Origin of the sequence: Rhabdothermincola sediminis, assembly GCF_014805525.1 — a bacterium.
GTDB lineage: Bacteria > Actinomycetota > Acidimicrobiia > Acidimicrobiales > Acidimicrobilacustridaceae > Rhabdothermincola > Rhabdothermincola sediminis.
In genome coordinates, this window is the sequence record NZ_JACFSZ010000009.1 from 116,486 (window position 1) to 138,668 (window position 22,183).

24 protein-coding genes and 1 pseudogene are annotated in these 22,183 nt (G+C 71.2%); 12 read left to right on the top strand and 13 right to left on the bottom strand.

The window, feature by feature from the left end; translation table 11 throughout:
• Window positions 1-131: 131 nt before the first annotated feature.
• From HZF19_RS09205 to HZF19_RS09215, 3 genes are read left to right on the top strand one after another with little or no spacing between them, the layout of a single operon-like run.
• A complete protein-coding gene (locus tag HZF19_RS09205; RefSeq protein ID WP_208028470.1) occupies window positions 132-1,304 on the top strand; it encodes an acyl-CoA dehydrogenase family protein in 1,173 nt (390 codons plus the stop codon).
• A 32-nt stretch (window positions 1,305-1,336) separates the two neighbouring features.
• Window positions 1,337-1,609, top strand: a complete 273-nt coding sequence (locus HZF19_RS09210) for a hypothetical protein (protein ID WP_208028471.1) — start codon at window positions 1,337-1,339, stop codon at window positions 1,607-1,609.
• Between the two features lie 46 nt (window positions 1,610-1,655).
• Window positions 1,656-2,690 carry an LLM class F420-dependent oxidoreductase gene (locus HZF19_RS09215; RefSeq protein ID WP_208028472.1) on the top strand — a complete coding sequence of 345 codons (1,035 nt, stop codon included), beginning with the start codon at window positions 1,656-1,658 and terminating at the stop codon, window positions 2,688-2,690.
• 74 nt (window positions 2,691-2,764) lie between these two features.
• Here HZF19_RS09215 and HZF19_RS09220 read toward each other — a convergent pair whose 3' ends face one another.
• From HZF19_RS09220 to HZF19_RS09250, 7 genes are all read right to left on the bottom strand, one after another.
• On the bottom strand, window positions 2,765-3,736 hold the full coding sequence (locus HZF19_RS09220; protein ID WP_208028473.1) for an NAD(P)H-dependent flavin oxidoreductase: 972 nt from the start codon (window positions 3,734-3,736) through the stop codon (window positions 2,765-2,767).
• A gap of 103 nt (window positions 3,737-3,839) precedes the next feature.
• Complete coding sequence (locus tag HZF19_RS09225) at window positions 3,840-4,280, bottom strand: PaaI family thioesterase (protein ID WP_208028474.1); 441 nt, start codon at window positions 4,278-4,280, stop codon at window positions 3,840-3,842.
• Window positions 4,281-4,290: 10 nt separating this feature from the next.
• On the bottom strand, window positions 4,291-5,526 hold the full coding sequence (locus tag HZF19_RS09230; RefSeq protein ID WP_208028475.1) for an NAD(P)/FAD-dependent oxidoreductase: 1,236 nt from the start codon (window positions 5,524-5,526) through the stop codon (window positions 4,291-4,293).
• A 9-nt stretch (window positions 5,527-5,535) separates the two neighbouring features.
• Window positions 5,536-6,489: a DUF3137 domain-containing protein gene (locus HZF19_RS09235; RefSeq protein WP_208028476.1), complete on the bottom strand. Its 954-nt coding sequence runs from the start codon at window positions 6,487-6,489 to the stop codon at window positions 5,536-5,538.
• A 3-nt stretch (window positions 6,490-6,492) separates the two neighbouring features.
• A complete protein-coding gene (locus HZF19_RS09240) occupies window positions 6,493-7,947 on the bottom strand; it encodes a putative bifunctional diguanylate cyclase/phosphodiesterase (RefSeq protein WP_208028477.1) in 1,455 nt (484 codons plus the stop codon).
• Between the two features lie 108 nt (window positions 7,948-8,055).
• Window positions 8,056-8,817 carry a hypothetical protein gene (locus HZF19_RS09245; protein ID WP_208028478.1) on the bottom strand — a complete coding sequence of 254 codons (762 nt, stop codon included), beginning with the start codon at window positions 8,815-8,817 and terminating at the stop codon, window positions 8,056-8,058.
• A gap of 162 nt (window positions 8,818-8,979) precedes the next feature.
• A complete protein-coding gene (locus HZF19_RS09250) occupies window positions 8,980-10,137 on the bottom strand; it encodes an acyl-CoA dehydrogenase family protein (protein ID WP_208028479.1) in 1,158 nt (385 codons plus the stop codon).
• Window positions 10,138-10,205: 68 nt separating this feature from the next.
• Between HZF19_RS09250 and HZF19_RS17420 the strand changes: the two are divergent.
• Both HZF19_RS17420 and HZF19_RS17130 read left to right on the top strand, forming a co-directional pair.
• Window positions 10,206-11,048 (top strand): annotated as a pseudogene (locus HZF19_RS17420) (AMP-binding protein); the annotation flags it as partial.
• 67 nt (window positions 11,049-11,115) lie between these two features.
• Window positions 11,116-11,736, top strand: a complete 621-nt coding sequence (locus HZF19_RS17130) for an AMP-binding enzyme (RefSeq protein ID WP_208028480.1) — start codon at window positions 11,116-11,118, stop codon at window positions 11,734-11,736.
• Here the strand turns inward: HZF19_RS17130 and HZF19_RS09265 are convergent.
• The 3 genes from HZF19_RS09265 to HZF19_RS09275 are packed head-to-tail and all read right to left on the bottom strand — an operon-like array spanning window position 11,723 to window position 13,872.
• On the bottom strand, window positions 11,723-12,547 hold the full coding sequence (locus tag HZF19_RS09265) for a sugar phosphate isomerase/epimerase family protein (protein ID WP_208028481.1): 825 nt from the start codon (window positions 12,545-12,547) through the stop codon (window positions 11,723-11,725). The two genes, HZF19_RS17130 and HZF19_RS09265, sit on opposite strands and share 14 nt — an antisense overlap.
• Before the next feature lie 11 nt (window positions 12,548-12,558).
• Window positions 12,559-13,347 (bottom strand): SDR family NAD(P)-dependent oxidoreductase, encoded by a 789-nt coding sequence (locus HZF19_RS09270; RefSeq protein ID WP_208028482.1) that lies wholly within the window; start codon window positions 13,345-13,347, stop codon window positions 12,559-12,561.
• Window positions 13,348-13,356: 9 nt separating this feature from the next.
• A complete protein-coding gene (locus tag HZF19_RS09275) occupies window positions 13,357-13,872 on the bottom strand; it encodes a DUF983 domain-containing protein (RefSeq protein ID WP_208028483.1) in 516 nt (171 codons plus the stop codon).
• 134 nt (window positions 13,873-14,006) lie between these two features.
• On the opposite strand from HZF19_RS09275, the gene HZF19_RS09280 reads away from it, so the two are divergent.
• Window positions 14,007-15,248: an acyl-CoA dehydrogenase family protein gene (locus HZF19_RS09280; RefSeq protein ID WP_208028484.1), complete on the top strand. Its 1,242-nt coding sequence runs from the start codon at window positions 14,007-14,009 to the stop codon at window positions 15,246-15,248.
• A gap of 16 nt (window positions 15,249-15,264) precedes the next feature.
• Entirely contained in the window at window positions 15,265-15,858 is a 594-nt protein-coding gene (locus HZF19_RS09285; protein WP_235979752.1) for a TetR family transcriptional regulator, read from the top strand.
• A 24-nt stretch (window positions 15,859-15,882) separates the two neighbouring features.
• Here HZF19_RS09285 and HZF19_RS09290 read toward each other — a convergent pair whose 3' ends face one another.
• From HZF19_RS09290 to HZF19_RS09300, 3 genes are read right to left on the bottom strand one after another with little or no spacing between them, the layout of a single operon-like run.
• Complete coding sequence (locus HZF19_RS09290; RefSeq protein ID WP_208028486.1) at window positions 15,883-16,314, bottom strand: arsenate reductase ArsC; 432 nt, start codon at window positions 16,312-16,314, stop codon at window positions 15,883-15,885.
• Window positions 16,311-17,027 (bottom strand): aquaporin, encoded by a 717-nt coding sequence (locus tag HZF19_RS09295; RefSeq protein ID WP_208028487.1) that lies wholly within the window; start codon window positions 17,025-17,027, stop codon window positions 16,311-16,313. The genes HZF19_RS09290 and HZF19_RS09295 overlap by 4 nt, the downstream gene beginning before the upstream one ends.
• Entirely contained in the window at window positions 17,024-17,461 is a 438-nt protein-coding gene (locus HZF19_RS09300) for an ArsI/CadI family heavy metal resistance metalloenzyme (protein ID WP_208028488.1), read from the bottom strand. Before HZF19_RS09300 ends, HZF19_RS09295 begins: the two co-directional genes overlap by 4 nt.
• Window positions 17,462-17,596: 135 nt before the next feature.
• Between HZF19_RS09300 and HZF19_RS09305 the strand changes: the two genes are divergently transcribed.
• The 5 genes from HZF19_RS09305 (at window position 17,597) to HZF19_RS09325 (ending at window position 22,165) form a co-directional block, all read left to right on the top strand.
• Entirely contained in the window at window positions 17,597-17,944 is a 348-nt protein-coding gene (locus HZF19_RS09305) for a metalloregulator ArsR/SmtB family transcription factor (protein ID WP_307781186.1), read from the top strand.
• A gap of 96 nt (window positions 17,945-18,040) precedes the next feature.
• Window positions 18,041-19,714, top strand: a complete 1,674-nt coding sequence (locus tag HZF19_RS09310) for a thiolase C-terminal domain-containing protein (RefSeq protein WP_208028490.1) — start codon at window positions 18,041-18,043, stop codon at window positions 19,712-19,714.
• A gap of 94 nt (window positions 19,715-19,808) precedes the next feature.
• Complete coding sequence (locus HZF19_RS09315; RefSeq protein WP_208028491.1) at window positions 19,809-20,702, top strand: SDR family oxidoreductase; 894 nt, start codon at window positions 19,809-19,811, stop codon at window positions 20,700-20,702.
• 1 nt (window position 20,703) lies between these two features.
• Window positions 20,704-21,363 carry a TetR/AcrR family transcriptional regulator gene (locus HZF19_RS09320; protein WP_208028492.1) on the top strand — a complete coding sequence of 220 codons (660 nt, stop codon included), beginning with the start codon at window positions 20,704-20,706 and terminating at the stop codon, window positions 21,361-21,363.
• Between the two features lie 52 nt (window positions 21,364-21,415).
• A complete protein-coding gene (locus HZF19_RS09325) occupies window positions 21,416-22,165 on the top strand; it encodes an SDR family oxidoreductase (RefSeq protein ID WP_208028493.1) in 750 nt (249 codons plus the stop codon).
• Window positions 22,166-22,183 lie beyond the last annotated feature (18 nt).

Below are 22,183 nucleotides of genomic sequence, written 5' to 3' on the forward strand. Positions count from 1 at the left end.
CTGTGTCTCGGCGGCTGTCGACCGGGGGAGTGTAGGAGGGGCACTCCCGGAGGTCGGCATCGCTGACGGCCTGTCAGGGCGCTGGTCCACCGAATCGTGCCGGGAGCGGGGCCGTCGCTAACCTCGCCGCCGTGGATTTCGAGCTCCCACCCGACGACGACCCTCGCCGGGTCGCGGTGCGCGAGTGGCTGGCTGCCCACCCCGACCCGACCGACCGGCAGCTCGCCGAGTCCGGGTACGTGGCCCCGCACTGGCCCAAGCCCTACGGCCTCGACGCGGACCCGATCCACCAGCTCATCATCGACGACGAGCTCAAGCGCGCGGGGGTGCGGCGCCCGTCGAACCAGATCGGCATCGGGTGGGCCGGTCCCACCCTGCTGCACGCAGGCACCCAGGCCCAGAAGGACCGCTACCTTCTGCCGCTGCTCGCCGCCGAGGAGATCTGGTGCCAGCTCTTCAGCGAGCCCGACGCAGGGAGCGATCTGGCGAACCTGTCCACCCGGGCTGAACGCGACGGCGACGTGTACGTGGTCAACGGGCAGAAGATCTGGACCTCGTTCGGTCACATCGCCCAGTTCGGCATCCTGATCGCCCGCACGAACCCGGATGCGCCGAAGCACAGGGGCATCTCGTATTTCATCTGCCCGATGGACCTACCCGGCATCGAGGTCCGGCCGATCGTGGAGATGACCGGCGCCCACACGTTCAACGAGGTGTTCTTCACCGACGTGCGCATCCCTGTCGAGAACCTGGTCGGCGAGGAGAACGAGGGCTGGAGCCTGGCGAAGGTCACGCTGGGCAACGAACGGGTCTCGCTCTCCGGCGGCGGGGCGCTCTGGGGTCTGGGTCCCACGGTCGCCGACCTGCTCGAGCTGATCCGCTCCGGGGGTGGGCTCACCGATCCCGTCCTGCGGCAGCGGGCCGCGATGGTGCACGTCGAGTCGGAGATCCTGCGTCTCATCCGTCTGCGTACGGTCACCGCGGCCATCAAGGGCGAGCCGCCGGGGCCGGAGGCGAGCGTGCGCAAGGTGCTCGCCGATGAGCACGGTCAGCACGTCATGGCCCTGGCCAAGGATCTCTGCGGAGCCGAGGGCATGCTGTCGGAGGGGGACGCGCTGGGTGGGCAGGCCGGCTTCTGGCATTACGGCTTCCTGTTCAGCCAGGCGCTGACGATCGGCGGCGGCACCGGGGACGTGCAGCGCAACATCATCGCCGAGCGGGTGCTCGGCCTCCCGCACGATGTCGACGTCGAGGCCGGGATGACCTGGGCCGAGGCCCGGGCTGCGGCCGGCGGGGCGCGCTGAGGGCGAATGCGAGGAGAGGAGCGATCGTCACCATGGCCACGGTCACCAAGGACCAGGTGTTCAAGCGGCACCAGAAGGTGGTCGCCGCCGTCGACCTTCCGCACGTGCCGGCCGGGACGCCCGGGCGCGTCCTGTACGTCGCCGGCGTCACCTGGATCCGGTATCACGTGTTGTTCGACAACGGGCAGGTCGTCAGCTCGCTCGATGCCACGCAGCTCATGAGCAGCGAGGACTGGGAGCGCAAGCAGTACGAGGGGCGGATCGCCGCCCGCAAGGGGTCCAGCCGGAGCGCGGTCGCGGCCTGACCGCGCCCGTCACCTTTCGCACCGTTCACGACTGGGGGAACGATCGATGAAGATCGGTATGCAGCTCGACTACTCGGGCGGCTTCAAGGCATCGGCCGCGCGGGTCGCCGAATACGAGCGGGCAGGTCTGGACATCGCTTGGGTGGCGGAGGCCTATGGCTTCGACGGGGTGAGCTTCATGGGCTACCTCGCACACGCCACCGAGCGGGTGCAGATCGCCTCGGGCATCCTGCCCATCTACACCCGCACGCCGACGCTGCTGGCGATGACAGCGGCGGGAGTGGATGCCATGTCGGACGGGCGCTGCATCCTCGGGCTGGGTGCGTCCGGTCCCCAGGTGATCGAAGGCTGGCACGGCGTTCCTTACGACGCCCCGCTCGGCCGCACCCGGGAGATCATCGACATCTGCCGGCTGGTGTGGAAGCGAGAGGAGCGGGTCACCTACGAGGGTCGCTACTACCGGCTCCCGCTACCGGAAGGTCAGGGAACCGGGCTCGGCAAGCCGCTCAAGATCATCGCTCATCCCGTCCGCCCGGCGATCCCGATCTACGTGGCGTCGCTCGGCCCCAAGAACGTTGCCATGACCGCGGAGGTGGCCGACGGCTGGCTGCCGATCTTCTACATCCCCGAGAAGGCCGGTGAGGTCTGGGGTGACGACCTGGAGGCCGGCTTCGCCAAGCGCTCGCCCGAGCTTGGCCCCCTGGAGATCGCCGCCGGCGGCATGGTGGCGATCACCGACGAGCCGGAGCCCATCCTCGACATGGGACGGGGTCTGGCCGCGCTCTACATCGGTGGGATGGGTGCCCGGGATCGCAACTTCTACAACCAGCTCGCCTGCCGGTACGGCTACGAGGCCGAGGCGAAGGAGATCCAGGATCTCTACCTCGACGGCAAGAAAGCCGAGGCGGCGGCGAAGGTCCCGAGGGAGTTCCTCGAGCTGTCGAACCTGGTCGGGCCCGAGGGGTGGGTGCGTGAGCGCCTCGAGGCCTACCGGGAGGCCGGCGTGACGAGTCTGAACATCGTGCCGATCGACCCGAATCCCACGGCGCTCATCGAGAAGCTCAAGACCTGGACCACCTGAACCCCCCACCCCCCGAAGTGTTCATCGGTGCGTGGTCTGGGGCCGCGTGGGGCTGAACAGTTCGGCATGGGGGATCAGCGGAGGGCAGCGACGCGCTCGATGACCGCTTCGGCCTCGTCCACGATCTGGCGGACCAGCTCGCCGGCGGGCACCAGACCGGTGATCGCCCCGACACCCTGGCCGGCCGGGAAGAACTCGCGGTCGGGGTCGACGGCAGCAGGGTCGGCCTCGTCGCCTTCGCCCAGGTGGTTCGCACCGTCCTGCCAGGAGCGGATGAACTGCGCGGGGAAGGGCTGCAGCTCGTCGGGGTGTTCCTCCCAGTAACGGGTGTAGGTGTTCGCCACCACTCGGCAGGTCTTGCCCGTGTACGCGCGCGACACGGTGGTGCCGTCCTCGAGGGTTCGCAGCAGGGTCTCCTTGTAGCCGGGCGTGGCCCGGGCCTCCGGGGTGGCGATGAACCGGGTCCCGATCCACACCCCGTCCGCACCGAGCGACAACGCGGCGGCGAGGCCCCGACCGTCGAAGATCCCCCCGGCGGCCACCACCGGCACCCGGTCACCCACCGCGTCGACGATCTGGGGTACGAGAGCCATGGTGGCGACCTGACCGGTGTGGCCGCCGGCCTCGGTGCCCTGGGCGACGACGAGGTCGCAGCCGGCTTCGACCGCAGCCACGGCATGGCGCACCTTGCCGCACATGTTCACCACCAGCACGTTGTGGTCATGGCACAGCTCGATGGCGTCTCTGGGGACGCCGAGGCCGGCGACGAACACCCGCGCCCCGTGATCGATGATGGCCTGCACTTGGGCCACCAGATCGCCGGGTGAGGCGGTGAGCAGGTCGACCCCGAAGGGCTTGTCGGTCAAGGCCTTCGTGGCTTCGATCTCGGCCACCATCCGGTCGAAGCCCATCGCCGAAGCGCCGAGGCATCCGAATCCGCCGGCGTTGGAGACCGCGGCGACCAGCTCGTGGTAGCTCACCCCACCCATGCCGGCGAGCATCACCGGGTGCTCGATCTCGAGGACGTCGGTCAACCGTGTGCGCATCCGCAGATCGCAGCACAAACTTGACCGATCGGTCAAGTTTTGTGCGGGCCACACCGAGCCCCTGAGAGCGCAGACGGTGGGCCCGCGCAGACGATGCGGTCGCTCAGACGATGCGATACGTCTGCAGCGCGTGGGCCACCACCACCCCTCCGGCGTCGGTGGCGGTGATCTCGGTGAAGATCAGCTCCTTCCCCCGCTTCACGGTGCGGGCGGTGCACACCAGATCCGACTGCTTGCACGCACCCACGTACTGCACCGTCATCGACACGGTCGATGCCCGGGTGCCTTTGTCGAAGTCGTGGTTCGACCAGGCCGCAGCGGCTCCGGCGGTGTCGATGGCCGAAGCGACCACACCCCCGTGGTAGTAGGTGCCGTCGTTGGTCAGCTCGGGCCGGAACGGCAGCCGGACCACCACCTCGTCGGGCTCGTAGCGGTCGAACACGAGCCCCAGCCAGCCGATGAACGGGGTGGCCGGGAAGATCTCGGGGATCGCCCGCCGCCGCCGTTCCTGTTCCTCGTCGCTCAACTTCGCTCGCTCACTCACAGGCGGCAGGCTACGCCCCGCCGCTGAAGGCGCCGGGGCCCCGGAAGATGCCCGCTCGCCAGCGGAAGGGCGTGACCACGATCGCCCGGGGGTAGTCCTCGAAGAGCCAACGGGCGAAGTTGCGGCGGGTCCATGGGGTCGCGCCCGCCAGCCGGATGGCAGCCCGCGCACCCTTGCGGTGCTGCAGCGCGCGGACCAGCAGCGCCGACAGGGCGTGGTCGGTGACCAGCTCCCGGCGAACCCGTGACTCGTAGTGGGCCCGGGCCCGTTCGGCTGACGACGGCCCGGCGGCCAGGATGGCCTGGGCGGCCCAGGTGCCCGTCGCCAGGGCCTGACCGATGCCTTCGCCGGTCATCGGGTCGGTGACCGCCGCGGCATCGCCCGCGAAGAGCACCCGGCCCGAGGTGAGGGGGAGCTCGCCGACCCGGGCCGGGATCGGCCAGGCCCGCGGCGGGCCTTCCGGGCGGGCGCCCGCTCCGAGCACCTCGCGGACGTGGGGCCGGGCGAGGATCTCCCGCCACAGCTGGGCCATGTCGCCGACCTGCCAGGCTCCGCCCCGGCGGATGCCGAACCCGACGTTGGCGGTGCCCTCTCCCACGGGGAACGACCAGGCGTAGCCGGGGAGGAAGTCCGGCTCGAACCAGCAGAACAGTTGGCTGGCCGCCTCGTCGCTCACTCCCCGGACGTACTGCCGGAAGGCGTGCCAGTCCCCCCGGTAGCCGGGTACCGACAGGCCGAGCGCCTTGCGCACCGGGGACCACATGCCGTCCGCTGCCACCAGGTAGCGAGCGACGAGCCGGCGCCCGTCGGTGAGGCGCACCTGTACCAGGTCGCCGCGAGCGGTGACCTCTTCGCTAGCGACGCCTTCGACGACCTCAGCGCCCACCTTGCGGGTCAGCTCCACCATCGCCGCGTCGAGGTCCCGGCGCCGGGCCACCGCCGCGAACAGCCCGTCACCGGGGAGTGGGAGGTGCACCCGGTGGCCGGCAGGACCGCGTAGCCACACGTCGTGGACCGGCGTCCAGGAGGCCACCGTGGCCGGCTCCAGCCCCAGCGCCTCCAGGCGGCGCAGCGCGCCCGCCGTCAGCCCGTCACCGCAGGTCTTGTCCCGGGGAAAGGTCGCCCGGTCGACAACCACGACCTCGCGACCTGCCCGTGCCAGCGTGATGGCCGCGGCGGTGCCCGCCGGGCCCGCGCCGACGACGGCGACGTCGGCGAGGAGGGTCAGGGGTGGGGTCGAGGCCACCCAGGGAGGCTATTCGCGCCCCGGCAGGGGCCGGCCTGGCCCCCAGGGGTCTTCGTGGTCCGCCACGACGTTGCCGTCGAGGTCGTGGTCGACACCGGGCGTGGGGTCCCAGGCCCCCTCGCGGCGGAGGTCCGGAGGGGGTGCGAACTCGAAAGCCCGCTGCGAGGCGGAATCCCAGTGGCTCTGGAACACCCCGCCCAGGCCCCCAGATCGCTCGCCGGCAGGCGCCGCCGGGTCCGAGGCCGGCGCAGGCATGTGCTCGGTGCCCGCCCCGTCGGGGAAGGTGCCGTACAGCTCACGCACCACCGGGGGCACGAGCGCCAGGAACTGCTCGACCACCGCCAGGAGGCCCGGCATGAGTGCCGCGTCGACGTGGCTGGTCGAGGCGAGCAGGAAGCGCCCGCGGGTCTCGAAGCGGATCGTGCCCCTGGTGGTGAGGAGGAACTCCATCAGCTGGGGGCTGAGCAGGTCGGTGGCGAACTTGGCGTCGGCGCAACGTACGGCGAAGGTGCGGTTGAACTCCTCGGACTCGAACTCCACGGTCGGCAGTCCGAGCAGGCGGCCGACCCGGTCGGCGAAGGCCCCGCGTTCGATCGTGACGACCGGCCACGCCCCGTTGTGCTGCCCGAACGCGCAGCTGAGGTACTCCCAGCGCCGTCGCTCTCTGCCACGGCGATCGCGGTGTTCCTCGTACCAGCTGTAGTCGAACACCCGCGTCGGGGTGTTCGTGCTCCCTCGCGCTTCGCGCCACATCACGTTCTGGATGGTGCGCCCGTCACCAGCTCGGAAGAGCGGGAAGGGGACGGCGAGGGTGTTGAAGGGATCCACCTCGGAGAATCGCAGGCCTGCGGCCGCGGCCACGCCGGGCAGGGCCCGCGCCCGCTCGGCGCGCAACCAGGCGGCCCAGGCCAGGAGCAGGCCGGCGACCATCAGGGAGACGGTCAGGATGATGCCGGCGAGCACGGGTCAGCCGGGCAGCACGTTGGACGGGTCCCACCGGTCGGCACCCTTGGCCGCGTCCGGCGCCAGCCGCTTCGCGATCTCCTGCGCGGTCTGGGGCTTGCCGTACCGGAAGCCCTGCGCCAGGTCGACGCCGAGCTCGACCAGGAATCGCGCCTGCTCCTCGGTCTCCACCCCTTCGGCCACGGCCAGGCACCCCAGGTCGTGCGCGAGTGAGGCGATGTGCCGGACGATCGCGTGGTCCTCCCGCGCGATGCCGAGCCCGCTCACGAAGAGCCGGTCCACCCGGAGCAGGTCGAGCTTCATCTCCCGCAGGACGCTGAGCGAGGCCTCACCGGTGCCGAAGTCGTCGAGACCGAGCTTGACGCCCTGGTTGCTGAGTGAGCGCAGCCCCGCCCAGACGGCGTCGCGCTGGAACCGGTTGTGGCGGAGCGCAGCTTCGGTGATGTCGAGGCACAGCTGCCACGGCTCGACGCCGTTGGAGTTGATGGCGCTCGTCACCGCGTCGGTCAACCCGCGGTCGGCCAGCTCGTGCGGCCCGACGTTGCAGCTGACGAACAGCTTCGGCACGTCGGGGGAGAGGGATTGCCACGCGGCGAGCTGCCAGCAGGCCTGGTTGAGCACCCAGCGCCCGACCTCCACGATACGGCCGCTCTTCTCGAGTAGCGGCAGGAAGTCGTGCGGGAACAGCATCCCGAGGCTGGTGGTGCCTGGCTGCAGCCAACGGATCAGCGCTTCGACGCCGACCAGCTCGTCGTTGTCGAGGCGCACGATGGGCTGGTAGAAGAGCTCGAACTCACCCTGCTCGAAGGCGTCCTGCAGGCGCCTGTCGTCGATGCGGGTGCTGAACCGGGCCCGCTTGGTCTCGTCGTGGATGATGAACGCGGCGTTGCCCTCACCGCGCGCCTCGACCAGCGCCCCGTACCCGTCCCGGACCATGTCGTCGAGTTCGTCGTAGTTGTCGGTGCTCACCGCGGCCCCGACGATCGGCCCGATGCGGACCGAGGTCCCACCGATGGTGAACGGCTCGGAGAGGTGCTCGATCAGGAACCGGGCGATGGTCTCGGCCCCGGCCACGTTCGGCACCTTGGGGATCACGACGCCGAAGACCGCACCCTCGTAGCGGACGACGGCGAGCCCGGGGACGTCGATCGCCCGAAGGCGCTCGCCGCCGAGCCGGAGGAGCTCGTCACCCACGTCGGGCCCGAGGGTGTCGTTGACGTCGCGCAGCGCGGCTGCTTCGACGAGTGCGAGGACTGCCACGGTGCTCTCGGACTTGCTCTCCTCGACCGCTCGCCGCAGGGCAGGCAGGAGCGCGGCCCTGGTCGGCAAGCCGGTGATGGGGTCGGTGGTCTGATCGGATTCGCTCGGCCCGTCGACGGGTGCTGCCGGGGACCGGAGCAGCCTGCGGAACTTGCCGCCTCGCTCCGCCTCGCCCGCTGGCTGCGCTGGCTGGTTCATCACCGACCCTCCCTCCGGTAGGCAGCACGAATGCTACGCGCCTGACGGTGGGGACGCCGCGTGGATCGGCTCGTCCTGGGCCAGCGGTCGAGCTCGTACGGGCGGGATCTACTCGTAGGCCGCGAGCCGTGCTTGCACCTTGGCGAGCAGCTTCGCCAGCTCCGAGTTGTCTGTGGCGGCCGGGGCGACGACGGTCAGCTCTGTCGCCTGGCTGGCGGCCATGATGTCGTCGGCAGAGGAGACGTTCTCGTTGATGGGGCTGACCACCGGGCTGGCGAGGCCGTCGTTGCCGACCCGGTCCTGGATGCTGACCGGTTGGAGGTCCTCGGTGCTGACCGGTTGGAGGTCCTCGGTGAACTCATCCAGCAGGGCGCCCCGGGCTTCGATGCGCTCCACCTCGGCGACGACGTCGACCTCGTCGAGCCGGTCGAGTGCGTCCAGGGGATTGCGATCGAGTGCCACCTCACCGTTCGACCAGCGGTCGCCTTCGTCCCAGGACGGGCCGGAGTCCCACGACTGATCCGAGCCCCACGACTGGCTCGCGTCGTCCCTCTCGGTCTCGCGGGCGGCCGCCTGGCCGCCCGCCAGCTGCGAGGGCGGTGTCCAGGTGGGAAGGGGCGCGGCAGGTGAGGAGGTCAGCGGGAGGGACGTTTCACCGATGAGATCGAGCGGTGTCTCCGCCTTCGAACGCGTGCCCTTGCCAGCGCCTGCCCCCGCTCCATCGGCCGTGCGCCGCAGGACGACCACCCCGGCGAGCACGCCCGCCACCAGGACCCCCACGCCGGCGAGGGCATCCACCTTCAGGAAGACCACCGCGGCGACGAGCGCGATGACCGCGACTCCGGCGATGGTCTTTGCTTGTCTTCCCACTCGATCACCTCCGCGTTCGCGGCTTTCGCGGCGTGCACACCGGGACCCGCGACGGCGGGTACCACCTCTACGTCCTCTCTATCGGCAGATCGTGGCGGTTCTCCAGCGCGAAATTGCCCGAATGGGCCGGGCGCCGGGGGACCGGGTGGACGGCGAGCCGGCCTAGGAGCGCGGCAGCCCGAGGATCCGCTGGGCGATGACGTTCTTGTTGACCTGGGTGGTCCCCCCGGCGATCGTCAGGGCCCGGGTGTACACCCGGTCGCGACCCCATTCGCCGGCGTTGGCGTCGGGGCCGAGCAACTCGGCGGCGATCAGGCCCAGGTCCTGCTCCAGCTCGCTCCACACCAGTTTGGCGACGCTCGACTCGGGGCCCGCCGCCCGGCCGTGGAGCGCACCCGACACGGCCCGTTCCGCGAGCAGCTTGAGGTACTCGCCTTCGAGGTACGCCCGGGCCAGGCGCCGGCGCACCCCCGGGTCGCTGGTGAGGGGCCGACCGTCGACCTGCAGGTCACGAGCGGTGCCGATCAGCCTGCCGATCTTGGCCCGCACCCCGAGGTGCAGGTTGGCCACCCCGGCCCGCTCGTGGGCCAGGGTGGTCATCGCCACCCGCCAGCCCTCGTTCTCCGGGCCGAGCAGGTTGCCCACCGGCACCCGCACGTCGATGAAGAGGATCTCGTTGAACTCCCGCTCACCGGTGATGGTGACGAGGGGCCGCACCTCGATGCCCGGCGTGGTCATGTCGACCAGCAGGCAGGAGATGCCGCGGTGGCGGGGCGCGTCCGGATCGGTGCGCACGAGCAGCTCGCACCAGTTCGCCACGTGCCCGAAGGTGGTCCAGACCTTCTGCCCGTTCACCACGTAGACATCACCGTCGCGCCGGGCGGTGGTCGTGAGCGACGCCAGGTCCGATCCGGCCTCGGGCTCGGAGAAGCCCTGACACCAGATGTCGTCGCCGCGCAGCATGCGGGGGAGCAGGGTGCGCTTCTGGTCCTCCGTGCCCCATTCGAGGATCGAGGGGGCGATGTTGGCGATGCCGATGGGGTTGAGGGTGGGCGGTGCGCCGGCCCGGTGCATCTCCTCGGCCCACACGACCTGCTCGATCAGGCCCGCCCCCCGCCCCCCGTATTCGACCGGCCAGGCGATTGCCGCGTAGCCCGCGTCCGCGAGCAGAGCGTTCCACTCCCGCATGCGGGAAAGCCACTGCTCGCCCGCCTCTGGTTCGTAGCCGAGGCCCCTGAACCGGTCGTCGAGGTGGGTCTCGAGCCAGGTGCGCAGCTCGCATCGGAACGCCTGGACGCTGGCGGGCTCGGTGAAGTCCACGGGAAGAATCCTGACGCTCACGTCATACTTTGGCAATGCCCGAAGGGGGTGCGGTCAGGGGGGGAGCGATGAGCGGGGACACCACCGAGCTGGAGGAGCGCTACGGGCCGCGGGCCCAGGCCGGGCGGCGCCCCGACGCGGTGGCCCTGATCGTCGACGGGGCCGAGACCACCTACCGGGAGCTCGACGACCGCTGCCGCCGGGTGGCGCACGCGCTGGCGGCCCTCGGTGTGGGGCAGGGCGACCGGGTGGCGGTCATGCTGTCTAACTCCCGGGAGTGGTTCGAGACCGTGCACGGCATCGGGCGCCTCGGCGCCATCGCCGTGCCGGTCAACATCCACTTCAAGGCCCAGGAGGCGGGCCACGTCGTGGCGGACTCGGGTTCGAAGGCGGTAGTGGCCGAGGCCGGCCTCCTCGGTGCGCTGGCCGACGTGGCCGGCGTCCCCCGGCTGGTGGTCGGCGTCGACGGCGAGCACTCCTACGAGGCCGCGCTGGCCAGTGCCCCCGCCGGTGACGTCGAGGTGGTGGGCGATGCCTGGCCGACGACCATGCTGTACACCTCGGGCACCACCGGCAGGCCCAAGGGCGTGGCCATCGGGGAGGGGGACTTCCGCCGGTCGGCGGCCGGGGTGGCCATGATGGGCATGCGCTGGCGGATCGGGCCCGACGACACCTACCTGCTGGTCGGACCGAGCTACCACGCCGGACCCGCCATCTGGGCCCAGGTGCACCTCGCGGTCGGCGGCCGGGTGGTGGTGATGCGCAGGTGGGACACCGAGGAGTGCCTCCACCTGATCGACGCCCACCGGGTGACGATCACCCACATGGTGCCGGCCAACTTCATCCGCATCCTCGAACTACCAGAGGATGTTCGTGACCGCTTCGACCTGTCGTCGTTGCGGGTAGTCCTGCACGCCGCGGCGCCCTGCCCGGTCCCGGTGAAGCGGCGGATCATGGAGGTGTTCCCCCCCGGACACGGTGTGGGAGTACTACGGCGCGTCCGAAGGTGGCGGGACCTCGATCGGGCCGGACGAGTGGCTGCGCAAACCGGGCTCGGTGGGCAGGCCGTACCCCGGCAACGAGTTCCGGATCCTCGACGACGAGGGCAACGAGCTGCCCCCTGGTGTGAGTGGGAGGATCTGGGTGCGGACCGCCGGATCGAGCTTCGAGTATCACAACGACCCGGCCAAGACCGCCCGGACCTACCGCGAGGGAGGGTGGTTCTCGGTCGGGGACGTGGGGTACCTCGACGAGGACGGCTACCTGTTCCTCACCGACCGCGCCTCCGACATGGTGATCTCCGGCGGTGTGAACATCTACCCCCGCGAGATCGAGGACTGCCTCCACCAGCACCCCGACGTCGCGGACTGCGCGGTGTTCGGCGTCCCGGACGACCGGTGGGGCGAGTCGCTCGTGGCCGTCGTACAACGACGCGCCGGGAGCACCCTCGGTCAGGCCGAGGTGGTCGAGTGGGTCCGTACCAACCTCGCGGACTACAAGAAGCCCCGGCGGGTGGACTTCGTGGACGAGCTGCCGCGCGATCCCAACGGCAAGGTCGTCAAGCGCAGGTTGCGGGAGCGCTACCTCAGCTCGGGGTGAGCCCGTCGAGCAGGTCCGAGAGCAGCTCGTCGAGCCACGCCACGGAGCGGGCGATGGCCGATCGGTAGCCTTCCTCCTCGATCCGGGGACCGACGATCTCGAGGTCGAAGACCCCGCGGTAGCCGGCGTCGAGGAGCTGGCGGATGATCCGCCGTAGTGGCATGTCGCCGTCGCCGGGCACCAAGCGGTCCGGGGTGCGGTGGGTGCCGATGGCGTAGTCGCTCACCTGCACGAGGTGGATGGCGTCGATCCCCGCGCCGATCGTGCCCTCCAGGTTCCGCTCGGCCCAGCAGGCGTTGAGCTCCATGCACACGCCCATGTCGAGCCGCCAGCCGAGGTCGATCGCGTCGCGGAGGGTGTGCACGAACCCCACGTCGGTGCGCAGCGGGTTGGTGTGCTCGAGCAGCAGCAGCAGGCCCTCCCGCTCGGCCTCGGCGATGGTGCCCCGCATGGCCTCGGCGAGGGCATCGGCGGCCCGCTCCCAGGTGAGATCGCCCGCGGGACCGGTGGTGAACACCACCACTTCGGGTCGCAGCGCCAGCGCGGTGTCCATCACCACACCGGCCATCTCGCGCTGCGCGGGCCATCGTTGCGGTTCGGCCAGGGTGAACGGGCCGGGCACCAGGAGGTTGGTCACCCGCAAGCCGGTCCGGACCACCCGTTCGGCCGCGCCGATCGGATCGCCGGTAGCGGCCAGCTTGTGGTAGGCGACACCGACCGACTCGATGCCGGCTTCCTCGTAGAAGGCGAGGTCTTCGTCGAGCGACCAGTTCCAGCTCGAGACCTGGCTCACCGAGACCCGCGGGTGCATGGCGCCGGCCCTCATCCTCGGGCGAACGAACCGGCCCGGGTGACGGTGCTGCCGCCGTCGACGGGGAGGTCGATGCCGGTGACGAACGCCGCCTCCTTGCTCGCCAGGTAGAGCGCGGCGTGGGCGATGTCGTCGGGGCGGCCGAGCCTCGTGGCCGGCATGGCTTCGAGCTCCCCCGGGGATCGCGGGATGGGGTCACGGTCGTGGTCGTCGGGGACGATGTGGCCAGGGCTGATGCTGTTGGCGCGGATGCGCTCGGCGGCGTAGTCGAGAGCGATGGATCGGGTGAGGGCGTTGAGCCCGCCCTTGGCCGCCAGGGACGCGGCGTGGCCCGGGGAGCCCCGGGCGGCGGCGCTCGGGGAGATGTTGACGATCGCGCCGTGCTGCGCGTCGAGCATCGGCCCGATGGCGGCGCGGCACAGCCACATGGCCGCGCTCAGGTCGACCCGGAGGATGGCGTCCCATGCGGCGGTGTCGAGGTCGTGCACGGCGGCATCGGAGGTCGCACTGGTCGCGGCGTTGTTGACGAGCACGGTGAGCCCCCCGAGCTCCTCCACCACCCATGCCACGAGGTCAGCGCACTCGCCTTCGATCGAGAGGTCGGCGGCGCGGTACACGGCCGTGCCGCCCGCCGCGGTGATCTCTTCCACGAGCCCGGCCCCTCGAGCGGCGTCGCAGCCGGTGACCGCCACGATGGCGCCCTCGGTCGCGAACCGGGTGGCGATGGCGCGGCCGATGTCCCCGGTCGCTCCGGTGACCAGCGCGATCTCGCCGGCGAGCCGACCCCCTCGGGCGCTCATGGCCGCACTCTAGGGCTCGGCCGGGCGCCGGCGTCCGTCTCTCGCTGGATCGTCACGGCTCCGATCCCGGGGATCGCCCTGCACGTCGGGCAGCCGCGACCGCAGGGGGGAGTCGTCGGTGAGCTCACGCGCCTCCAGGGGGCGCATCATCAGATCCAGTGCCAGCCAGATGGTCTTCGAGAAGGGGAAGAACGCGAACGGGACCACCGCGGCGACGCCGACCGCCGCGAGCAGCAGCGGTCCGGCCGGCACGTCCGGATAGGTGCTGAAGACGCCGACGAAGAGCGTGATGAGCAAGACGCCGAAGCTGACGATGGTGTTGATCCCCAGATCACCGGTCCAGTGGCCCTCGATCCGCTCGAAGCGCAGGCCGCAGCCCGGGCAGCGCTCGCGCATCGTGAACCAGCGCCGGAAGAGATGGCCGTGCCCGCAGACCGGGCAGTGCTTCATGCACCCCCGCGCCAGCATGCGCCCGTAGCTGGGCAACTCCGGTGGGACATCCAGGGGATCGGCGCGCCTGGCCATGCCACAGCATGCCCGGCCCCGATCAGAGGCGTGCGCGCTCGCCACCGAGGCGCTCCGCCACCACGGTTCCGGGAGGGTCCGGGAGGGGAGGCGGAGCAGCACCGCCACAACTAGAACGCGTTACATTCCTGTGTGTGGACATCGAGGACACGCCCGAGGAGGCCGCCTTCCGGGCCGAGGCGCGGGCGTGGCTCGAGATCCATGCCATCCCCAAGGGACATCCCGACGACTTCTCGCGGGGCTTCTTCACCGTGGCCGCCGACTGGGACCAGCTCGACCGCCAGGCTCGCGCGTGGCAGCGACGCCTCTTCGACGGCGGGTGGGCAGGGATCAGCTACCCCAAGGAGTACGGCGGTCGTGGGGGAACGACGATCCAGGAGCTGATCTTCGCCCAGGAGATGGCGCGCTTCGGCGTCCACAACGGTCCGTTCGCGGTGGCCCACACCATGGTGGGACCGGCGATCCTCGAGTTCGGCACCGAGGACCAGCGCGAGCGCTTCATCGAACCGATGCTGCGCGGTGACGAGGAGTGGTGCCAGCTGTTCAGCGAGCCCGGAGCGGGCTCGGACCTGGCCAGCCTCACCACCCGAGCGGTGCGCGACGGCGATGAGTGGGTGGTCAACGGCCAGAAGGTGTGGACCTCCAGTGCGGATCGCTGCGAATGGGGGATCCTGCTGGCGCGCACCGATCCCGCCGCGCCGAGGCATCGAGGCATCACGTACTTCCTGCTCGACATGTCGACACCGGGCATCGACATCCGCCCCCTGCGGCAGATGACCAGTGATTCGCACTTCAGCGAGGTCTTCCTCACCGACGTGCGCATCCCCGCGGTCAATGTGCTCGGCGGCGAGGCGGGGGTCGGCAACGGTTGGCGAGCGGCGATGCACACGCTGGCCAACGAGCGGAACATGATCGGCAGCGCCTCGGCCGACGACGACGTGGCGGGCCTGCTGGCCCTGGCTCGGGAGGCGGGGCTCACCGGGGATCCGCTGGTCCGCCAGGAGCTGGCTCGGGTCCACACCGCGGTGTCGGTGCTGACCTATCTCGGCTACCGCATGCAGACCGCGCTCAGTCGGGGTCAGCAGCCGGGGCCCGAGACGTCGGTGCTCAAGCTCCGCTACGGCCAGCACCTGCGCCACTCGACGAACCTCGCCAAGGCACTCCTCGGTGCGCAGGGCATGCTCGACGGTGAGCAGGGGCGGTGGTCCGGCTACTTCGGCTACCGGTTCGTGTGGGCACCGCACAGCGGTATCGCCGGCGGCACGAACGAGGTGCAGCGCAACATCATCGCCGAGCGGGTGCTCGGCCTGCCGGGCGAGCCGCGACCTCCCGCCGTGCAGGCTGCGGTCCCCGGACTGGCGACGGGCGATCACTAACCTCGCCGGGGTGACCATGGCCGACCTGACCGCCACCGATCAGCTCACCAAGAGCCAGGCGGCTCGCCGCCAGCGCGTGGTGGCGGCTGCGCTGGAGCTCGGCGCGGAAGGTGGGTACGACGCGGTGCAGATGCGTGACGTCGCCACCCGGGCCAACGTCGCCCTGGGCACGATCTACCGCTATTTCTCCTCCAAGGACCACCTGCTCGCCGCGGCGCTCGTCGAGTGGGCGCGCGACCTGGAACGACGGGTCGCGGTGCGCCCACCGCGAGGTGACACCACCGCCGAGCGGGTGGTCGACGTGCTGCGCCGGGCCACCCGGGCGATGGAGAAGGAGCCGAGGCTGAGCGCGGCGGTGGTCACAGCGCTCTCCTCGAACGACCCGAAGGTCGCCGACTGCCAGCGCGAGGTCGGCATCGTGATGGATCGCATTCAGGGCCTCGCCTTCCCGAGTGACTTCGATCCAGCGCTGCAGCGGCGGATCACCCGCGCGCTCGGCCACGTGTGGTTCTCCTCCCTGGTGGGATGGGTCAACGGCTGGGTGGGCATCAGCGAGACGGGCGACGAGCTGGACTCGGCCGCCCACCTCATGCTTGACCAGTTCGGCTGAGCAGGCGCACGCTCCAGCTCAGGCTCAGCCGGCGCCGGCCTCGGTCCGGCCCTCGAGCAGCTCGGCCGCGAGCGCTCGGACCCGCCGATCGATCTCGTCGCGGATGGGCCGCACCTGCTCGACCGGCTTGCCCGCGGGGTCGTCGAGCTCCCAGTCGAGGTAGCGCTTCCCGGGGAAGAAGGGGCACTCGTCGCCGCAACCCATGGTGATCACCACGTCGGAGGCCTCGACGGCGTCGGCGGTGAGCTTCTTCGGGTGGGCGCCGGCGGCCAGCAGGTCGATGCCGACCTCGGCCATCGCCTCCACCACCGCCGGGTTGAGCGTGCCCGCGGGTGCGCTGCCTGCCGAGCGCACGTCGATGCGGCCGGCGGCGTGGCGTTCGAGCAGGGCCGCGGCCATCTGTGAGCGCCCGGCGTTGTGTACGCACAGGAACAGCACCGAAGGCCTGGGGGTCATCGGGTGGGATCCTCCTCGTAGGGGCGCGGCAGGTCCGCGGCGATGGTGTCGGGGTCGGGGAACAGGACGCGGATCAGCCCGAGCGCCGCCACCAGGCCTGCGGCCTGCGCGGCGAGGAACGCCGGCACCGAGGCGGGGGCGATGCCGGCGAAGGTGTCCGACAGGGTGCGGGCCAGGGTCACGGCCGGGTTGGCGAACGACGTCGACGACGTGAAGAAGTACGCGGCTCCGATGTAGGCCGCGACGGCCACGGGGATCCACGAGCGCTGCGTGGAGCGCACCACCCCGAAGACGACGAGCAGCAGGCCGAGCGTGGCCACCGACTCCCCGAGCAGCAAACCTCCTCCACTGCGATCGACGGTGGAGGTGCTGACGGCGGGCAGGCCGAACATGAGGTTGGCCACCACCACGCCGGCACCCGCTCCGGTGACCTGGGCGCCGATGTACAGCGGGGTCTCCGAGCGTGGGAGTGTGCCGGAGGCGAGCATGGCCAGCGTGACGGCCGGGTTGAGGTGCGCGCCGGACACCGGCCCGAGGGCCGCCAGCAGCGCGAGCAGCGCACCGGCGGTGGCCACGGCGTTGATGAGCAGCTGCAGGCCGACATCACCCGTGAGTCGGGTGGCCATGATGCCCGACCCGACGACCGCAGCCAGCAGGAACGCGGTGCCGGTGAGCTCGGCGAGGAGGCGGCGCGAGAGCGGCTGGTCGCTCACCGGCAGCAGGGTGCACCGGGCGTGGTGAGCGCCAGGCCGCCGGCCGGGTCGGGGTGACCGAACGACTCGGCGTCCGCGAGGACCGTGTAGACCTCCCACCGGGCACCGTCGGGATCGGTCACCCACACCTTGTCCTGCACCGCGTAGCAGCAGGTGGTCTGCTCTTCGACGTCGGTGCCGAGGCCGCTGCGGGCGAGCCGGGCGGTGGCGGACACCACCTCGTCGGTGCTGTCGACCTCGATGCCGAGGTGGTTGAGGCGCTCGCCCGCTCCCTCGCCGGTCTCGAACAGCACCAGCTTGAGCGGGGGATCGGCTACCGCGAAGTTGGCGTACCCGGGCTTGCGCTTGGCCGGCTCCACGCCCAGCAGGCGGGAGTAGAAGGCCACGGCCTCGTCGAGGTCGGAGACGTTCAGGGCGAGCTGCACTCGGGACATCGGGGCCTCCTCGCACACGCCGGGCACCTGCCGGCTGATAGATTGATGACCTTCGATACCATACCAAAGCATCAAAGCATCGATACACGTCAATATGTAGGGAGTGTGCCACCCGTCCCATCGAGGGAGGTCGCCGTGGCCGGACACCGCCAACCCGCCGTCGAGCTCCACGGGTGCTGCCCGTCGGTCGCCGGGGCCCCACTCAGCGAGCACGAGGCCAAGGCGCTCGCTGATGCCTTCGCCGCGCTCGCGGATCCCGTACGGGTGCGCCTACTGTCGATCATCGCCTCCGCCGAGGGCGGGGACGTGTGCGCCTGCGACCTGGTCGAGCCCGTCGGGCGGAGCCAGCCGACGGTCAGCCATCACCTGAAGGTCCTCCACCAGGCGGGCCTGGTCGATCGGGAGAAGCGGGGCACCTGGGTCTGGTATCGGGCGGTCCCCGAACGCCTCCGGGCCTTGCAGCAGGCGCTCGCGCCCTCCTGATCGCCACGCCCGGCCCTCGCCGTGACCAGCGGGGGTTGCTCGTCGCGTGCCGCCGACCTCGGAGCCGGCCGGCGCGACCAGTAGCGTCCGGGGACCATGAGCACGCACGCCGGCAGCGCAGCGCAGGGGCCGATTCGCCCCCAGGTCACGGCCGACTCGAGGAGCTTCTGGGCAGGATGCCAGGAAGGTGTCCTTCGGCTCCCGGCGTGCAGGGACTGTGGCTACGTGCTCTACCCGCCAGGGCCGGTCTGCCCCCAGTGCCGCTCCCGCTCCCTCGGCCCGAAGTACCTGGAGCCCGAGGGTCGCGTCTACAGCCTGAGCGTCAGCCACCAGCCGGCGCGACCGGACCTGGCAGTGCCCTACACCATCGTCATCGTCGAGCTCGACGCCGCGCCCGAGGTGCGCATGACCATGCGGGTCCGCCCCGCGGACCAGCACGCCGGGTTGGCGATCGGCGATCCGGTGCGCATCGGTTTCGAGCAGGTCGACGAGGAGTTCGCCGTGCCGGTCGCCGATCCGCTGGCCGGCGAGGCGGGAGGCGATCGCCATCGCAGCGAGCTGGGCCGGGTCACCTTCGCCAAGGTGTCGGGTGGCAAGCCGGAGCACCGGGCGGTGATCGCCGGGGTGGGCCAGTCGGAGGTCGGCCGGCGGCTGATGCGCAGCGAGCTCGACCTGACCGTCGACGCCGCGCTGGCGGCCATCGCGGATGCCGGCCTGGCGCCTGGCGACATCGACGGCATCGCCGCCTACCCGGGTGCGGGCATCGGCCCGCCGGGCTACGCCGGGCCCCACACCGACCAGGTCGCCGCGGCCCTGGGGCTCGAACTGGCTTGGCACCGGGCCGGGGCCGAAGGCGCCGGCCAGCTCCAGCCGATCATCGACGCGGTGCTCGCCGTGGCCGGCGGGTTGTGCACCCACGCACTCGTGTACCGCACCAGCATCGAGTCGACCGTGGGCGCCTTGATGCGGGCCGGGGCCATGGCCCCACCGCCGGTCGGCCCCGCCGGGGGCTTCGCCGAGTGGCTGCTGCCCTTCGACGCGGTCACCCCTGCGCACTGGCTGGCGCCGTATGCGGCCCGCCACCAGCACCAGTTCGGCACCACCCGGGCACAGCTCGGCGCCGTCGCGCTCACGGCCCGGGCGAACGCGGCTCGCACCCCGGGAGCGGTGATGACCGAGCCGTTGACCATCGAGGACTACCTCGGGTCCCGCCCGATCGCCACACCCCTGCACCTGCTCGACTGCGACGTGCCCGTCGACGGTTCCACCGCGGTGGTGGTGTCGCGGGCCGATCGGGCCGTCGACCTGCCCGGTCCGGCGGTGAGGATCGAGGCGATGGGGACCGGCGTGGGGCTGCGGCCGTCGTGGCACCAGTGGCCGGATCTCACCACCATGGCCGCGTCGGGTGCCGCGGCCACCATGTGGGCCCGCACCGACCTCGCCCCTGCGGACGTGGACGTGGCCCAGCTCTACGACGGCTTCAGCTTCCTGGCGCTGTTCTGGCTGGAGGCGCTCGGGTTCTGTGAGCACGGCGACGGGGGCCCCTTCGTCGAAGGAGGCGGTCGCATCGCGCTCGGCGGGGAGCTGCCCCTGAACACCGGCGGTGGGCAACTCAGCGGGGGGCGCCTCCACGGGTGGGGACTACTGCGAGAGGCCTGCCTGCAGCTGCGGCGGCAGGCCACCGGCCGCCAGATCGAGGCGGAGGTGGCGATGGTGAGCACCGGTGGCGGCCCGGTCGCCGGTTGCCTGCTGCTCACCCGTGCCGGCTGAGACAGATCGCGATGCGGTTGGCGGCGCCGCTCTCGACGACGGCGCGGGACTAGGGTGAACCACCGTTCAGTTCCTCGAACGGGAGTCCATCCACGTGAGCGACGACGAGAGCCGTCAGGTATCGACTGGGGCATGGGGGCAGGACACCGATGTCGCCCCCCGGGTCGCGGTGGTGACCGGCGCGTCCGCCGGCATCGGGCGAGCGATAGCGGTGGGCCTCGGTGAGCTGGGATGGACCGTCGCCATCGGCGCTCGGCGCGCCGACCGCCTGGAGGAGACCGCGGCAGCGGTACGGGCCGCAGGCGGCACGCCCTGGTCACACCCCCTGGACGTCACCGACGACGCGTCGGTCGACGCCTTCTTCGCTGACCTCGAAGCCGAGCTGGGGCCGGCGCACGCGGTGGTGAACAACGCCGGCGTCGGCTACCTGGGCGCCATCGCCGAGACGACCACCGAGCGCCTGCGGGCCGCGGTCGACACCAACCTGCTCGGTGCTCTTTACTGCACCCGCGCCGCCACGGCGGCGATGCTGCGCGCCGGCATCGCCGGCGACGTGGTGTTCATCAGCAGCGACTCGATCCAGCAGCCCTACCCGCACATGCTCACCTACGGGGCCACCAAGGCCGCGATCGAGTACCTCGCCGCGGGGCTCGACGTCGAGCTCGGCGGCACCGGCATCCGGGTGACCACGGTGCGGCTCGGGCCCACGGTCAGCGAGTTCAACACCACCTGGACGGACGAGGACATGATCGCCTTCATGCACGCCTGGGAGCGGCTGGGCATCAAGCAGGACTTCAACTACATCCCAGCCGAGGCGGTGGCCCACGCGGTGATCACCGCCCTGAGCGCGCCCCGGGGCACCAAGGTAAGCCTGCTGTCCGTGCGCCCCGAGGTGACCCGCAGCGCCGATCCCCGCCAGATGTGGGCCGACGCCGCCGACCAGGGGCGCAGCCGGGCCAGGGCGAGCCGCGACGCGAAGGGGCGCTGAGGTGGCCCGCACCGACCGCAGCACGGCGGAGTCCCTTCGCGACCAGCGGCGCCGGGAGAAGGACCGGGTGAGCCGCCAGCACATCCTCGACGCCGCAGAGCGGGTGTTCGGCCGCAAGGGCTTCCACAACGCCACCTTGAAGGAGGTGGCTGAGCAGGCCGAGTTCTCGGTCGGCGCGCTCTACGGGTTCTTCGACGGCAAGGACGACCTTTTCGCCCAGGTTCTCGAACGCCAGGGGCGAGCACTGCTGTCGGCGATGGAGCAGGCGGCCGGCGAGGAGGGATCGGCGAGGGGGAAGCTGCATCGGATCGCCGACGCGCAACTTGACTACTTCCGGCAACGGCCGGACTTCTACCGGTTGTTCGAGCGCGAGCTCGGCGGGGCGACGTGGACGTTTCGAGCCAGCCTCAACGAGGCGGGCTTCGAGCGCTATCGCGAGGTGATGTCGTTCGAGGCCGGCATCTTCCGCGAGGGAGTGGAGGCCGGTGAGCTGCGTGCCGGGGATCCCGAGATCATGGCGGCGCTGTTCTCCGGGATCATGCAGGCCTACATCGCCCAGTGGGTGTTCGGGCTGGACACCCGGGGGCGCTCCGCGGTGGAGGAGGCGTTTCCGGTGGAGGCACTGCACGAGCTGATCGACCGGGCGTTCGCCGCCGGGTGAGCGCACTGGGCCGCAGGTCCGCGAGGCGGGCCGGACGCAGGAGGAGGGCGTGATGCGTTTCGAGGGGAAGGTGGCCGTGGTGACCGGCGCCGGCCGGGGCATCGGGGAGGCCTACGCCAAAGGGCTGGCCCGGGAGGGCGCGGCGGTGGTGGTGGCCGAGCTCGACGCCGACCAGGGCGAGCGGGTGGCGGGCGAGATCCGGTCGGCCGGCGGGCGAGCCGAGTTCGTGCCCACCGACGTGTCCGACGAATCCTCCACGAGGGCGATGGGGGAGGCGGCCCGGGAGGCGTTCGGCGGCGTGGACTACCTGGTCAACAACGCGGCGATCTACGGCGGCATGAAGATCGAGAGCCTGCTCAAGGTCGACTGGAACTACTACAACCGCTTCATGGCGGTGAACATGAACGGCGCGGTGCTGTGCACCCGGGCGGTGTACAAGTCGATGCACGAGCGCGGTGGGGGAGCGATCGTCAACCAGTCGTCGACCGCGGCGTGGATGGGTGCCGGCTTCTACGGGATCGCCAAGCTGGCCCTGCACGGCATCACCCACACCCTCGCCAGCGAGCTGGGCTGGCGCAACATCCGGGTGAACGCCATCGCGCCGGGCCCCACTGACACCGAGGCCACCCGCAGCACCGTCGACGAGGGCATCCTGCAGTCCATCGTGTCGGGCATGCCGCTCAAGCGCCTGGGCACGGTGGACGACATGGTCCATGCCTGCCTGTTCCTGCTCTCCGACGAGGCGTCGTGGATCACGGGCCACATCCTCAACGTCGACGGCGGCCAGGTCATGCGGGTCTGATCGCGCCGCCCGCGTCGC